Source organism: uncultured Desulfosarcina sp. (genome assembly GCF_963664155.2).
In the GTDB taxonomy this organism is placed as follows: Bacteria; Desulfobacterota; Desulfobacteria; order Desulfobacterales; family Desulfosarcinaceae; genus Desulfosarcina.
This window is the reverse complement of sequence record NZ_CAXXXH010000001.1, coordinates 1,205,204-1,220,297: the sequence shown is the minus strand read 5'-3', so window position 1 is coordinate 1,220,297 and position 15,094 is coordinate 1,205,204. Positions and strand designations below refer to the sequence as shown.

10 protein-coding genes are annotated in these 15,094 nt (G+C 48.8%); 5 read left to right on the top strand and 5 right to left on the bottom strand.

Translation table 11 applies throughout. The features are described 5' to 3' along the window. Positions 1-140 precede the first annotated feature (140 nt). A complete protein-coding gene (locus tag ACHZBS_RS05415; RefSeq protein ID WP_319405505.1) occupies positions 141-938 on the top strand; it encodes an aldo/keto reductase in 798 nt (265 codons plus the stop codon). A gap of 634 nt (positions 939-1,572) precedes the next feature. Here ACHZBS_RS05415 and ACHZBS_RS05410 read toward each other — a convergent pair. The 3 genes from ACHZBS_RS05410 to ACHZBS_RS05400 form a co-directional block, all read right to left on the bottom strand. Then, complete coding sequence (locus ACHZBS_RS05410; protein ID WP_319405504.1) at positions 1,573-1,905, bottom strand: hypothetical protein; 333 nt, start codon at positions 1,903-1,905, stop codon at positions 1,573-1,575. A 389-nt stretch (positions 1,906-2,294) separates the two neighbouring features. Continuing rightward, entirely contained in the window at positions 2,295-3,443 is a 1,149-nt protein-coding gene (locus tag ACHZBS_RS05405) for a hypothetical protein (protein ID WP_319405503.1), read from the bottom strand. An 846-nt stretch (positions 3,444-4,289) separates the two neighbouring features. Next, positions 4,290-4,778 (bottom strand): host attachment protein, encoded by a 489-nt coding sequence (locus ACHZBS_RS05400; RefSeq protein WP_319405502.1) that lies wholly within the window; start codon positions 4,776-4,778, stop codon positions 4,290-4,292. Positions 4,779-6,202: 1,424 nt separating this feature from the next. Here ACHZBS_RS05400 and ACHZBS_RS05395 point away from each other — a divergent pair. Genes ACHZBS_RS05395 through ACHZBS_RS05380 form a run of 4 tightly spaced genes read left to right on the top strand, consistent with a single transcriptional unit; the run spans position 6,203 to position 12,319 of the window. Beyond that, a complete protein-coding gene (locus ACHZBS_RS05395) occupies positions 6,203-7,276 on the top strand; it encodes a DNA cytosine methyltransferase (RefSeq protein WP_319405501.1) in 1,074 nt (357 codons plus the stop codon). Next, the gene (locus ACHZBS_RS05390; protein ID WP_319405500.1) at positions 7,263-10,232 is read left to right on the top strand and encodes an ATP-binding protein; all 2,970 of its coding nucleotides are present in this window, start codon (positions 7,263-7,265) and stop codon (positions 10,230-10,232) included. The genes ACHZBS_RS05395 and ACHZBS_RS05390 overlap by 14 nt, the downstream gene beginning before the upstream one ends. Next, positions 10,229-11,905: a response regulator receiver domain gene (locus ACHZBS_RS05385; RefSeq protein ID WP_319405499.1), complete on the top strand. Its 1,677-nt coding sequence runs from the start codon at positions 10,229-10,231 to the stop codon at positions 11,903-11,905. Before ACHZBS_RS05390 ends, ACHZBS_RS05385 begins: the two co-directional genes overlap by 4 nt. Positions 11,906-11,911: 6 nt before the next feature. Then, positions 11,912-12,319 (top strand): very short patch repair endonuclease, encoded by a 408-nt coding sequence (locus ACHZBS_RS05380; protein WP_319405498.1) that lies wholly within the window; start codon positions 11,912-11,914, stop codon positions 12,317-12,319. A 43-nt stretch (positions 12,320-12,362) separates the two neighbouring features. Here ACHZBS_RS05380 and ACHZBS_RS05375 read toward each other — a convergent pair whose 3' ends face one another. Both ACHZBS_RS05375 and ACHZBS_RS05370 read right to left on the bottom strand, forming a co-directional pair. After that, complete coding sequence (locus tag ACHZBS_RS05375) at positions 12,363-12,680, bottom strand: hypothetical protein (RefSeq protein WP_319405497.1); 318 nt, start codon at positions 12,678-12,680, stop codon at positions 12,363-12,365. Between the two features lie 80 nt (positions 12,681-12,760). Beyond that, positions 12,761-14,941, bottom strand: coding sequence for a succinylglutamate desuccinylase/aspartoacylase family protein (locus ACHZBS_RS05370; protein ID WP_319405496.1), 2,181 nt, complete (start codon positions 14,939-14,941; stop codon positions 12,761-12,763). Positions 14,942-15,094 lie beyond the last annotated feature (153 nt).

Here is a 15,094-nt window from a genome sequence, read left to right as displayed (position 1 = left end):
GATGCCATTCGTGGAGGCCGGGCACGTGAGCGGCAGATGGCACATATGGAAATTAAAAAAAGGTTGAAACCCGATGCCGAAGAGTAACAATCCCAACATAGAAATGCTTGAGGAAGCGGTTGAACGACTTGGAGGATCACATGACCTTTAGCGAAAAAAAGACCCTAGGCCGCACCAACCTCAAAGTAGGCAGATTGGGCATTTCATCGAGCTTCGGTGCCCCGGCCGCCGCCTACGAGGAGGCCTTCGAGCGCGGCTGCAACTACTTCACCTGGGGCACTTTCATCCGGGGCCGCTCCGGTCCCATGCGTTCGGCCATCCGCAGCATTACCGCGGCCGGCAGGCGCGACGATCTGGTGGTCGGCATGCTTACCTACGCCCATCACGCCTGGCTCACCGAGCATTTTTTTGTCAAGGGATTAGGGGATGCCGGCCTGGAATACGCCGACGTGCTTTTGCTGGGCTGGTTTCCCAAGCGTCCGCCGCAGAAGGTCATCGACGGGGCGCTCAAACTCAAGGAAAAGGGCCTGGTGCGCTTCATCGGGCTGACCAGCCACAACCGCAAGCTGTTTCCCGAGCTGGCCAGGGAGGGCCTGTTCGATGTTTTCCACATCCGCTACAACGCCGCCCATCGCGGTGCGGAAACCGAAACCTTTCCCCATCTCACCGGCGACGACCGGCCCGGCGTGGTCAGCTTCACCGCCACGGACTGGCGCAAACTTCTCGGAAAAAGAAAGCTGCCTCACGGCGAAACGCCGCTGACCGCCGCCGAGTGCTATCGCTTCGTGCTGTCCCATCCGGCGGTGGATGTCTGCATGATGGGGGCGAAAACATTGGAGCAGATGCGGGAGAACCTGGCGGTTTTGGATCAGGGGGCGCTGACGGCGGAAGAGATGGAACGGGTGCGGATGATCGGAAAGCTGGTTTACGGGAAATGAATACCACGGAGAGAAAAGAGCGGGAAACCACGGAACACACGGAATACACGGAAAGACCTTGAGACCCAGAAGAAAGGGTATGCAGGAATGCAATTCGGGGTCGCACCGAGGCGACGCATAAAGCCGGACCGTGAGCGAGCCCCTGCGGGAGAAGATAACCTACGACGGCGGATGCCTCCACTTTTCACAATGGAAAGAAACCAAACCGCCGTGACAGACCAACAATCAAGCCGTATGGCCTGAACGCGGGCTCTTTTCGGGGACCGGTGAGAAAACGCCGCTTCGACCGGTTTCGCCCTTCTCGGATGGCATATCACCCGAACCGCTTCAGAAGGTGTTCTCGTTATCAACCCCACCCCGTTTGCAGGCATTGCCAAGCCCCTCAACAGAAAATTGCTGGATGAACACCGCAGTAAACGCATCGTCCATCAGATCGACCCACACTGCCGAAACATCCAATCCAAGGCGGTTGAAGGGCTGGGCGGAAGGGGGGTCAGGCTCCCTGCAGGCGAAACGAAGGCAGGACAAGGTTTTCCGCCCACCCCAACGGTTTCTTTAACTTCAATGCATCCAAACGGCCAGACAGGCTGGTGCCCGATTCGTTGTCGGCTGAATGGAACGCGCTGCCTGCGAATCAACCCTTGTGGTGCATGGTCTCCTCGGCCGCGGGTGACTTGATAACGGGGTTGATGTCCAGGATGCTGACGGATGCGACACGGATCGTTTTGGCCATTGCGCCGACTTCCACGTCACCGGTCACGGCCACGGTATCTCCGGTATAAGACTCAAGATCTTTGCCCAGAATAAGATATTCACCGGCGTCGGTACTGAGGGCGGCGCCGTTATCGGTCTTCACCACGGTGCCGATGAGTTCTTCGCTCATGGCCAGGGCCGATGTCGCCGTGGCCACGAAAAGGAAGACGCAGGCCAACAGCATTGTGCGGAGCATGATCGGTTTGGTTTTCATGGGAGACTCCTTTCGTTGGTTGAATGGACAAGCGGTGCCAGCGGCACCCTCGGACAGTCCAAATATGCGTCGTCAAGGTTGGATCCGGTATCGGTGCCCATCTGAACTTTGCGTCGGCGCAGCGCTGAAATGCCTGTCCTTTTTTGTCCTACATGATCTTGCGAAACAGCCGCATCTTCAAAAAAATTTACAGTGCATGGGGTCGGGCCAGGCTGAATGAACGAATATCAAGGGCTCAGGATAAAAACAGGGCCATGTTTTGGTCTTAAAACGATGTTTCGGGAGCGAAAAAGGCGGTTTAAGGGAGTGCTGAGAACCACAGGACACACTAAACACACGAAAAGACCTCGATACACAGAAGGAAAAGTGTGCAAGGGGCCGACCGATGCTTACGAATTGTTTTCGATGATCGAGTCGGTCACCGTGATCGGCGTGTCGCTGTGCATGGAGATGCCGTCGTATACCGGGTACCAAAAGCCGCCGATATTGTCCGTTATTGCGGACTCGTCGATGATGATATCGCCCGTGTGGTCATTGGAAACGAAAAAGATGGCCGATCCGTGTTCATTGACCTCGTTGTATTCGATGCGCGAGCCGAGAACGGTCAGGGTCATCGTGTTGCCGTCATTATAGATGGCGCCGCCGCTGCCGCCGCCCGGCGTACCGGATTGCGCCGGATTGGCGCCGTATCCAAGGGCGCTGTTGTAGGAAAACAGGCTGTTGATGATGGTCCATGAGACACCGATGCTGCTGATGGCGCCGCCGTTGGATCCACGGTTGCCGTATCCTTCGACACCGCCGAACGTGCAATGGACGATGGTGACGGGCAGGCCGTCGTATTGGCTGAACACCCGGATAGCGCCGCCGCCCACATCAGGGCCTTCATCGGCGCAGGCATTGTTGAAAAAGCGGCAGTTGACGGCCTTGAATCGTCCCCCGCGTACCCAGATTGCCCCGCCGCCGTCATATTCGGTTTCAGCGCTGGAATTGCCATTGGCAAAGGTGATGTTCTGCACCGTCAATCGCGGATAATCCTGGTTCTGGCAATGATCGGTGGTCCAGACCTGATCCGGATCACAGGTGTTCATGTACAGCAGGCGGGTTCGCCCCCCTCCACTGAGCGACACCAAACCGCCGCCATCGATGACGATGTCGGGGTCGGCATTGTTGAACACTTTGGCCGGTCTTGGGAGCGTTATCGTGATCGGATCAGGACCGCAGTCGAATACAATTGTTCCTCCCTGGGCGACGGCATCGATAAAAGCTTCGGCGCTGCAGCTCTCCGGCGTGCCGTTGCCGACAATCTGATCGGGGGAGGATACGTCTTCGAGGTTCGCTTCGGCCGGTATCGATGCGGTGCCGGCCGGATTGCCGGCAGGTGGGCCATCGTCCGGATTGACGGTCGGGAAATAGCTGGTCTGACCGGAAGGCGCCTCCGTTTTTCCGCCACCGCCGCCGGAGCCGCAGCCGGACATTAGAATGAAAATCGCTGCCATGCATAACCGGCAGAGCGGATGCAGGGTCCATCGTTTCAACATGTTTTCCCTTGTGGATGGTCGTCGTCAGGCGGTTCTTTCTGATCCCAGTACCCAGCAAACAGCAGGCCAAGGTGAACCGAAAATGACAAAGGGTGGGATTTGTTTGAGTTTCATTGTGTTTAGGATCTACCCGGTGAGGGAACAGAGGGAGAAAAAGACGTCATGGCAGATAAATGAACCGGTTTCGTAATCGGCGGGTGCACTTTTTGTCACATGACCCATCCATGGCTATTCTTTTGTTAGAACGCATCTCAAAAATAAGGATCAGGGTTCAGGGCAAGGCATGCAACGGCGAAAAAGCGCAGCATACAGGTAGTATGTGAGCATTTTGAATCGTTTCATAAGCCGCCATGGGCACTCAGACTATTTTTGAGATAGGTTATAGTATGGTTTCGGGGATACAATCCGATTCTTTTGAGAAAGGCAGTTTATGTTTGACAGGTGCTATAATCATTTTAATATAGAGATATATCGGTCGGTCACCCTTTAACGCAGCCATCCATGTGATTCGTTTTGAGGTCGAAGCAGTGGAACAGCAACAAGACAAACGACGCAGCCAAAGCAGGCGCTCCGGAGTCGATCGTCGCAGAATCGATCCTCCCATGTACACAGGCGTCGAGAGACGAATCGATCCATGCAGTCGAAGCGGCGATGACAGAAGAGAGGACAACGCGTCCTGGAGTGAAATGCAGCCAAGATGCGTTAAATAGCGGCTTCCGTGATCCTTCGTGCTTCAGGGCCCCCGCAGGCGGGATTTCCGCTTCACTTCATCAAGCGAAGAGGGCGAAGCCTCGCATTTTCACGTGAGGCAGGTCTACCTGAAATTATCGCGCTGCATATACCGCGTCAGGGTTTTTGCTGTTTAGGGATCAAGCCTTCCCCGGCCAGATACTCATGAATTTTTTGGGGAGAGAAGTTGATCATATTTTTAGACAGTTTGTGGAGTCGGAATCCCTGTCGCGCCAGGTCCTCCATCTCCGGAAACAAAAACCTGCGCATCCTGGCAGAAGCCGCCAGGATGACCGTGCCTGCACCTTCCGCTTTTCTTTGCTTCTGGATGCGTTTGATGACCCTGGCTGCAAAACGGCGTCGCAACTCATCCAGATGCTGATCCCGTTTGTCATCGTAGCCGTGGACGCCGCCGCCTTGGGGAACCGCGCCACGGCCCGTTTTGGAATCCGAAAAATTATCCTTGGCCGATTTGATTTCAGCGTTTACGAGTTCTGCATGGGGTTTTAATCTGGGACCGGACTCGATTTTGGGAAACTTCACCGGCTCGAGTGTAAAAAAACGTGCCGACGTGCGGTTCACCACCACAATCAGAGTCTCGCTCATCTGTGTCCCTCCTTTTTCAATGAAAAAGATGTAAGCCGACGTCCATTCCTGTCTTTGAGAACCAGGCCACTGCAAGAGCCCTATTCATATCCGATGGTTCCATTGATTATTGGGGGCCTGACTGTCTTACCGGCTGCTTTGGGGCGAACTCAAATTTTCACATGGCCCGGTCTGGTCTTTTACATTTAAGAAAAAGCCCCGGTTAAACCCAGCAATAGAATCAACCCGATAATTGACATCACGAAAAGGGTTACTCCCAAGGCCAGCCAATCCTGCTCAGTCATGACTTCCTCCATTTTTAGGGGACCATTGGCAGGAAATGATCGGAAAACGGATCAGTGCCTATCAGGCATCCTGTCAGGAAGATGGATCAGCATGGGGATGAAGCATCACCGCAGCAGAAGCGGGCAAACGGGGATTCAGGTGTGAAAAGGGTGAATGCGGATCAACATCGGCGATCGTTCCCACCACTTCATCAAGTTTAGTTATAACTGATTTTGGCTGTCAATATTATTCTGGCCCCGGATAGTGACGAGGTTTCCAGGAACAGCCCCCGAGGGGGTCGAGGTGCCGAGGTGCTTGCGACGGTCCTTCTCGGAAAGGATTGGGGACAGGATCAAGCCGGATCAAAAAGATTGATTGCGTCGGCGGTTTCCTTGAACGTCGGGAAACGCTGAGACCCTATGCACAACGACGGTCTGGATCCTGAACACACGTTTTACAACCGGCCTTGTTAATCAGCCAGTTTGGCCTGAAATCATTTCGATCAAGGTAATTTTTCTGGACTTTTCCACTGCTTTCCCCCAGATATACAACTATTGTTGCCGAGTCCCGGCCCCATTGACCCACAATCTGGTTTTTTGCATCGATACTTACCATTCCCGGCGCCCGGATCATGGGGCAGGAGCGGGCCGGGATCGGTACGCGACCAGCGCTTGTAAGATAGCGGGAATGCGTTCCGGTGATGTTGTCAGATGCCTGGTGGAAAAGGACATCGCTGTACGCAATGGGCATTTTTATGCGCTGTGATGTTTTGTGGGGTTGGAGATCGGGGATACGGCGGATGGGATCATCCGGGTTGTTTTGGTGCCTTACAATATTTCTAAAATGGAGAGCAGTTGAGGGAACTCTAAAAATGTACTACGGAAGAAACAGAAAGATTACACGATTTTTTCTTTCTATCTCGTCTGGTCAATATTTGAGAGAGGACCTAAAGCCCAGCGGCTTTTTATTGTATATCATTGAAAATAACGAGTAGCGGTTAAAAGCAAAGGATTGTTTTATTATGACAAACCCATTTTTCTGATATCCTTGATTTTTTCTAATATTATATTTATATCAAATCGTTATATGGATAAAATTTTCACTTGTTACTCATTCATGAGGTGTGAGCTCTCAAAAAAATGGTTAGCACGATAAACAACATGAATCATTGTGACCAAGTTTTAAAAGCAGTCGATTTTTTCTGTGGTGCGGGAGGCATGAGTTATGGCCTATCACGTGCCGGCATAAAAATATTAGCTGGAATAGATGTTGATTACCAATGCAAGGAAACATACGAACACAACAATAAGCCTGCCAAATTTATACAAAAAGACATACGATATTTAAAAAATGAGGAATTGAAAGAAGAAATTGGAATTAGAAAAAACGATGACAGCTTAATTTTCGTTGGATGTAGCCCCTGCCAGTTTTGGAGTAAAATAAATACCGACAAAACAAAAAGTGAAAGTAGTGCATTCCTCATAAGTGAATTTCGTAGATTTGTTAAATATTTTAATCCTGGATACATCCTCATCGAAAATGTTCCCGGCCTAAAAAATAAAAATGAGAAGACATCTCTACCAGAGTTTCTTCAATTTCTTGAACAACAAAAATATGTTTGTGATAACGATGTAGTTAACGCAATTCGATTTGGCGTCCCACAAAATCGAAACAGATTTTTATTAATTGCTTCACGCCGGCATCGCAAAATTGTCCTGCCTAAAGGAAGAAGGAATAAACGGCTAACAGTACGAAATTTTATTGGTAAAATTAAAAGTTTTCCTCCAATTATCGCAGGACATGTGGACAAACCTGTTAGAATGCATACCGCAGCAGCGTTATCAAATAAAAACTTACAACGTATTAGAACAACACCGCACGATGGCGGTGATCGTTTCGCATGGCGGGATGATCCAGAACTCCAAATCCCAGCATACGAGGGTAAAGATAAAAATTTTATGGATGTTTATGCGCGTATGTGGTGGGATAGGCCTGCTCCTACAATTACTACACGATTCAATAGCCTCTCAAACGGCAGATTTGGTCACCCTGATCAAGACAGAGCGTTATCTCTAAGAGAGGGTGCAACACTGCAAACTTTTCCTAAGCGATATCGCTTCATATGCTCCAGTCAAGCTGCAAAGGCACGTCTAATTGGCAACGCTGTTCCTCCTGCATTGGCTGAACGGATTGGAAAGCATCTCATTCGGATTGATAAAAATGGCAAAGTTTAAAACTAGAGCCAGAGCTGTTGATATGCTAGGTAGGCAACAAATTGCCGGTATTGCGACAGCAATTAGTGAGCTTTTTAAGAATGCATACGATGCATACGCTGATAACGTTGAGGTTGACTTCTTTAAATCCGATGGCTTGTTTGTCCTAAGAGATGACGGCTATGGCATGACAGCAGCTGAGTTTGAGGGACGATGGCTCACCATCGGAACTGAAAGTAAGCTCGACACAGAACATGAACTTGGCCTCCCCTATATCCCGCAAGATAAGGTGGCCCGGAGTATTATGGGAGAAAAAGGGATTGGGCGCTTGGCAATTGCGTTGATCGGTCGTCAGGTTTTGGTGCTGACAAGGGCTAAGAGGGAGGACGGACTTCACGATCTTGTTGGTGCATATATTCATTGGGGCCTTTTCACTATCCCGGGTATTAACCTTGAAGAGATTGAGATCCCAGTTCGCACTTTCTCAAATGGTAAACTACCCAGCCAGAAAGATATCGCCAGACTTATCGATCAGTTAAAAGCCAATGTGAAGTATCTCTGGGACAACCATCACGATAATAATGAATTTCCAACAATTTTGGAGGAATTAGAAACGGTATGCATCGATCCTATAGACATAGATGATTTTCTTGACGGTTTGAGTCTGTCCGGTTCCGGGCATGGCACCCATTTTTACATAATGCCTGCAGATGAAAACCTTGAAGCGGAAGTCGAGGCAGAAAAACGGAGCGAAGAACGGAATTTTACCAAATTTCTCATTGGGTTTTCCAATCAAACATTCACCAGTGATGAAGAATCCGTTTTAAACACAGCCTTCCGCTATTGGGAGTCGGATCGAAATTATGAGGATTTAATAGAAAGCAACGAATTTTTTACCAAAGATGAGCTCTTAAACGCTGATCATCATTTAAAAGGGCGTTTTGATGACTACGGTCAGTTTAGTGGCGAAGTTCGCATTTATGATGCCGATCCTGTTGACCATATTGTTTCATGGAAAGAAGGTGCCGGAAAAAAAACTCTATGTGGCCCTTTTAAAATTGAATTCGGTTATGTTCAAGGGAATCGACGCGAAACAAAAATGCCACCGGATGAATGGAGAGCTTTATCTGATAAAACATCCTTAATTGGGGGCCTGTATGTATACCGGAATGGTTTGCGGGTTCTCCCCTATGGGCTTTCGGATTTTGATTGGCTGGACATAGAACTACGTCGGAATAAAGGTGCCGGGTACTATTTTTTCTCATATAGAAGAGTTTTTGGCGCTGTAAAAATCGATAAAGTCGATAACAACAAACTGGTTGAAAAGGCCGGGCGTGAGGGATTTCAACACAATAAAGCTTTTCGCCAGTTTCGTGAGATATTGATTAATTTTTTTATTCAGTTAGCTGCCGATTTTTTTAGATCAAATGCAAATATTTCGACTTTATATGATGATAAGAAGAGGGAATATACTCGAATTGAATTGGCACGCCAAAAAAAAGAGCGGCAGGCAACGACCAAAAGAAAAAATTTTTCGGAATTGTTGGATAAGTTTTTTCAAAGAACAAACGAGAGTTTGGTAGACATTGAGGTGGTACAACTTGACAACTGGATAAAGCGAAAGATGTACTCAGCCGGCCAGATCAAGGACCCGGACAAAGCGGCACAAGCCTTACTTGATGCTGAACTAGGCGCTAACCAAAAATTATCAAAAATTAGTGAATCCTATCGTGTTACCAAGCCACGTGGAGTCGGTCTTACCAAACAATTAAGACGTGATTGGGAGGCGTATGTAAACGAGTATTCAAGATTGGAGACGGAGGTATTTGGCCCCGCTGCGGAACGGATAACCGAAACAATAGGTAACGTAGCTAGAGAGGCGCAAATATATGTAGATCAAAGGAGAAGGCTAAAAGCGATACTGGATAACGTTGTCCACAAAACGCGAACAATAATGAATAAAGAAGTGCAGGATACCAACCGTACTGCCACTGAAACACGGAAAAAGGTATTGGATATCGCCAGAAATGCCATTGCTGAAATGAATCAAACAATAGAAAAAGTGACTGCAGAGTTCAGTAGGCAGAATCTTGCTGAAATGGCTACCGAATCAATAGAGAAACTACGTGGAGATATGGAAGCCGATATTGCATCGGTTGCACGTAGAAATCGCGACATTCTTGAACATGTTCGTAACCAACTCGCAGATGCTGTTGCATTCGAAACAGACGAAGCTGGAGAATTCATAACCAATATTGAAATGGACGAAGCTATTGATGAAGAGCTACTGGCATTAAGAGAACAGGCCGATCTTGATGCTGACTTGGCCCAGCTTGGTATGACAATTGGAATAATTAATCATGAATTTGATTCTGCTATAAAAACAATTCGCAAGGGAGTACGTGAACTAAAAGGGTGGGCACGCGCCAACGACGAATTGGAGCCGTTATACCGTAAAATAAGAACAAGTTTTGACCATTTGGATAATTTTCTGAATTTATTTACTCCCTTACAGCGGCGGATGTATAGAGAACCTATAGAAATTGTAGGCTATCAAATTGAAAAGTTTATTCAGGAGTTGTTTGAGAACCGCTTAGAACGCCATAATATAACATTGAAAGCCACAAAAGATTTTCAGGAGAAAATCCTAATTGGATACCCTTCGACGTTTTTTCCCGTATTTGTCAATATTATCGATAATGCGATTTTTTGGATGAGAAACGAATCTGGTCGAAGAGAAATTTTTTTGGATGCGAACCGGAGTTCATATTCAATAAAAAATTCCGGTCCTAAAATTCATGCAAGAGATCAAGATGCTATTTTTGAACAGGGTTTTACCCGTAAACCCGGTGGACGCGGTTTGGGGCTTTTTATTGCAAAAAATGTTCTCCGAAAAGAAGGATTTGATTTATCTCTTGGCCCTACTGATGATGAGTTTACTGTTAATTTTGTTATCGATAGTCGGGAGCCGCGATGAATTATACCAGTGAATTTTTTGTTGATTCAGTAGCTGCTGCAAGTAATTTTATCCAAACTGCGGTAATAATAGATGATAAACTGTTTGAAAAATTTGCCGGAGAACCACCAAAAAAATTAAAGGAAACAAAATCAAGAAAACATGTGATCCGAAGAAAAGATGACGGTATTCAAAAAATAAAATCTGATGAAATAAGCGATGATCCGCACAATGTCGATACTCAGGACCTAATACGCGCATTTGCTAAAAAAAGTATTGTCTGTGCGGCTTATCAGCCAAAACATAGAGACTTTTCGACTGGCTCTACTGGCGATTTTAGAAAACTCTGTAAAAATGCCGATATCGTAATAGTTGACTGGTCCATGTTCGCAGATAATGGCCAGAGGGCTAAAAAGTTGATTGCCGGAATAGTAACTGAAAACCTGAGAGACACACCAGAACAACTAAGATTGATAATTGCTTATACAGGCGAACCAAATCTTTTCAATATCGAGAATCAAATTTTCACTCATCTTCAATCCATTGATCAAGAACTGCCCTCGCCTGAAAAAGAAGAAAATTTAGCGGTTCGTTTTGGTTCTTCCCGGATAATTGTCTTAGGTAAAAAAAACGGACGTGGCCGTCTTGAAAAATATCAATCTCATGAAGTAACAGAGGTCGAGTTGGCTGAACGTGCAATACAAGAATATGCAATAATGACTTGCGGGCTCATGTCAAATGTAGCATTGCGGTCCGTAGCGGCATTACGATCAAATACCAGAAAAATAATATCAAATTTCTCTCCAAAACTTGATGCGGCCTTCCTAACTCATAGAGTTTTGAGTCTTCCCGATGAGAATGCTGAGTCACACTTGTTAGAAATGATGTCCTCGGAGTTTTATGCTGTAATAGAAGACAGTTTTCAAACAGATTTAGTTTCTAAAAAGGCGGTTGTTCAATGGTTGGATCACAAGAAAGAAATTTTGAGTAAAGGACTTGAGGAATTTGGTCAATATCCTAAAGAATCTCAACCACATGATGATCTTAAACAGTTATGTGTCGAAGGCGCAGATTTTTTTTGCGATTCAAATAATCATCCATTTCAGGTTCTAAAAAAAATTAACGCTAAAGGATTTGAATCTCGTAATAAGTTGAGTAAGGTTCTGTCCGGTAAAACCGAATATGTAGGAGATTACCAACTAGCATGCAGCATGGCTCTACGTACATTCTATAGTAACAAAGCCAGAACCTTAACCCTTGGGACACTTTTACAGACCAAAAGCGAGAATGGAAAAAACTATTGGGTTTGTGTCCAACCCAGATGTGATTCTGTCAGGCTGGATGATGATACAAGATTTCCTTTTCTGCGGTGTGATATTGTTGCTGAGGAAGACTATAGAAGCAAACGGAGTGTTGTCCTATTCGAAAATGGACATCCTATTTGTTTAAAAATTGATTGTAAACCAAACAGAATTAAAATGTTAACTTTTAAGCCGGATTCCTCAAAACGTATTGTCTCTAAGCCGGATCTTGAGAAAAAAAGATTTGTTTTTAAAGCACTTAATGGAATGGAATTTTATTGGAGAGGAGAGCTTAAGTTTGAGCATGCCCAGCGAATTGCTCAAGAACTATCGGGGCAGTTATCACGAGTCGGGCTGGCGGAATCCGAATGGCTCCTTCGTTACAAAAAATGATCAAACATGGTTGACATATACGGAAAGGATAAAAGATCCGACATAATGTCACGCGTTCGATCCAGTGGTAATAAGGCCACTGAAATAAAAATGATTAAAATTTTTAAAGAGTTAGGAATCAAAGGTTGGCGCCGAAAGATTCCAATATCTGGAAAGCCGGATTTTACTTTCCAAAAATTGAAAATAGTTGTCTTTGTTGATGGATGTTTTTGGCATGGTTGCCCTATTCACGGTAAAATTCCTAAAACAAATGGAAGCTTTTGGAAAAGAAAACTTGAAAGGAATGTTGAGCGAGATAAGGAGGTGACAGAGGAACTTATCAACAAAGGCTGGTTTGTAATACGTGTTTGGCAGCATGAGTTAAAACAAATTGAAAATTTAAAACTTAAGCTTTCTCAGCTTATAAGTGCGTAAGCGTTTAATTTTTTAACTTAGGGATCAATACTGCTTTTGACTCTTACTTGATATCATGACATTCTCTCCGTAATTTCCCACCCACTAAATCGAATACCCGGACGCCTGGTATCATTTCATGAACCGGGGTAGAAAATCTGAAAACGTCTTTTTCGTCAAAGGCGACTATCAGGTTTTTATTCTGGTGATGATCGAATCCATACAGATGTGGAACCTGCGCATATCCGAATTTTTGTTTGATATCCAATGGGCCGAGGTCGAACCAGGCTTGGTAAACGATGACCAACGGCTTAGGACAAAAGCGCGGTAATGTTTTAAAAATGGAAACCACGGAACACACCGAATACACAGAAATTTTCATCCTATTCTTCTTCCGTGTTTTGCGTGGTTAAGAAGAAAATTCAATCGTCGGCATCCCGAAAAAACAACGCCATGCTTCGATTACAGGCTTTTTTTGAGCTGGTCCAGTGCACCGGTCAGCGCTTTTTTGTGGGCGGCGATTCGTCGCCTGAGGGGCCAGGCGGTGGGTGTTTCGGTGGTGATCGAATGGTGCGTGCGGCCTTTCTTGAGCAGATACCAGTCCAGCGTGCTGTTGAATTCGGGCAGCGTGGGGTAATCGGGGTCGTCGGGAGACATAGCGCTGATGAGGCCGTCGCGGCACTCGGCGCCATAGACCGACCGGCGTCCGGTGATGGGATAGCCGGCGGTGGAAAGGGCTTTCAGGATCGACGGGCCGAGAACCGGGTGCCCGCTCGAGGCGGTTTCGTAAAGGTAGAAGCCGGCCGGTATATCCTCCACCGAAAAGGCCTCGCCCCGCGGCATATACGTGTCGGTTTCATGCAGGTCGACGGCCAGGCGATAGGGACCGGGAAACTGGTGGAGCAGATCCTTGACCGCCGCGACTTCCGGCAACCCGGCAGCCTTGCCGAAGGCCCGGTTCAGGTCGGTGCCGCCGCTGGCGTAGCGCACACTGCGGGTGAAGCCGTAGGGGTTGAGGCAGGGCAGGATCAGGAATGAAAAATGCCTCAGGTAGCGGTCGATGCCCCGCTCGATGAATTCCAGGAGGGCGTAAACCCCGGCCGGTTCTTCGCCGTGAATGCCGGCCGAGAGGATGATGCGGGGAAGGTCGCCGGAATAATTGCGGGTCACGGCCGCGTACAGGGGATGGACGCCGTCGTCGGTGGTGATCCGGCCGGCCTTGACCAGGCGATGCGCGTTCGTTTTTTTTCTGAGCGGCCGGGCGACCTCGCTGGACAGATGCCGTTTGACGGTGGCGCGTTTTCTGGCCGCCAGGTCGATCAACCCACTGGCCCAATGCCAGTTGACCCGGCAGGCCGTATCGATGGGCGTCCTGCCCGAAGTTTCGGCCGTTACCGTATGGGCCACCCCCAGGCGGTGCAACAGGTCGCCCAGTGTGCCGTCGTGCCGGACGATGAAGCCGTCCCCGTCGGTCCGCATGCCGCTGCCTTGGCCGGCGCTGATCACCTTGTGATCGAGAACCGGCACGATTTTACGGATCGCCCCCACGATCCGGCCGTAAACCGGGAGATCACCAAAGGCGTAGTGGTAGGCGGCGGCCTGGCCGACGCGCGAGATGGTGTCCTGGTGCAGGTCGAGGGCCGCGACGATGTTCTCTATCGGCTCGCGCCGAAGAAGCTGGTGCATGAGGCGTGTTTCGGCCGGCAGATCCAGGTTCAGCCGGCTGTCGGACGACCAGTACCAGCGTTTGAACGTCGCACCGCGGCGGATATCATCCACCCGATTCCCATTGACGAGCTCGTAGCGCAGGAAATCGTTGTTGACGCCGGTCCCCTCGCCCTCAGCGGTGTTGTAGCGCTGCCGGGCATCGTAGCCTGCCGGGTTGCCGAGCGGATAGACGATGAGCTTGACCCCGCGTTTGTGGGCATAGTCGAACAGGCGGTCGAAATAGCGGATGAGGCTCAGCGGGCCGGCCACTTCGTCCCCGTGGATTCCTGCGCGGATGAGCATGAACCGGTCGTCTGGCTTGGCGCCGCGCGAGACGATCCGGTAAAAATCGTATCCGGCGCCAGGGTAATCGAGGCGGTGCCGGGTAATCTCGATATCGCGCCGTCCGGCCGACAGCTCCTCCAGTTTTTCATAGTAACCGGTGGTTGTTCGCAGCCGTTCATCGCGGATGCGCCTGTCGATGATGATCATCCGCCGGATGATCAAATCGTCTCTGGATTGGAGGTAGTTGCCGGGAAAGTCGAACCACAGTCGCATGAACGTCGACAGCTTCAGCGCCCGCCGATGACCCAGGCTCGGATCTTCGAGGTAGATGTTCTCCCGGTCGATGCCGCTGACCACCGAATAGTGACCGCCTTCGAAGGCAAACCAATCGACGATGACCGGAATCTTTTTGCGGCTGACCCACTCCCTGATATCTTCCAGATCCGAAAGATCCTTCACCCGGGCGCGGAAGCCGAATTTCCGGGCGGCGCCCACCAACCCCTCCGCCCCGGTCCCGGAGGACGGGCTGCAGCCGGATATCAGCGCCAGTTTCTTTTCCGTGATTTTGACGCCCAGATAACCCAGCACGATTTTTAACGATGCCGGGCCGCAATAGCCGGGCTTCTGTCTGAAAGGAGCGATATTCAACATGGCATCCATATTAGAACCGATTCTGGACTAATTCAAGAAGGAGGTTGATACTCCCGGCGTGTCACGGACCGCGATTTTACCTGATCAACCGCTTCCAGCGGTCCGGCATTCAAGGGGAGGGAGTGCCTTGGTTTTTTGAAAGTTGGAACCACG

Coding starts and splice junctions, on each gene's coding strand:
- ACHZBS_RS05415 (WP_319405505.1), top strand. CDS start 141: ATGACCTTTAGCGAAAAAAAGACCCTAGGCCGCACCAACCTCAAAGTA.
- ACHZBS_RS05410 (WP_319405504.1), bottom strand. CDS start 1,905: ATGAAAACCAAACCGATCATGCTCCGCACAATGCTGTTGGCCTGCGTC.
- ACHZBS_RS05405 (WP_319405503.1), bottom strand. CDS start 3,443: ATGTTGAAACGATGGACCCTGCATCCGCTCTGCCGGTTATGCATGGCA.
- ACHZBS_RS05400 (WP_319405502.1), bottom strand. CDS start 4,778: ATGAGCGAGACTCTGATTGTGGTGGTGAACCGCACGTCGGCACGTTTT.
- ACHZBS_RS05395 (WP_319405501.1), top strand. CDS start 6,203: ATGAATCATTGTGACCAAGTTTTAAAAGCAGTCGATTTTTTCTGTGGT.
- ACHZBS_RS05390 (WP_319405500.1), top strand. CDS start 7,263: ATGGCAAAGTTTAAAACTAGAGCCAGAGCTGTTGATATGCTAGGTAGG.
- ACHZBS_RS05385 (WP_319405499.1), top strand. CDS start 10,229: ATGAATTATACCAGTGAATTTTTTGTTGATTCAGTAGCTGCTGCAAGT.
- ACHZBS_RS05380 (WP_319405498.1), top strand. CDS start 11,912: ATGGTTGACATATACGGAAAGGATAAAAGATCCGACATAATGTCACGC.
- ACHZBS_RS05375 (WP_319405497.1), bottom strand. CDS start 12,680: ATGAAAATTTCTGTGTATTCGGTGTGTTCCGTGGTTTCCATTTTTAAA.
- ACHZBS_RS05370 (WP_319405496.1), bottom strand. CDS start 14,941: ATGTTGAATATCGCTCCTTTCAGACAGAAGCCCGGCTATTGCGGCCCG.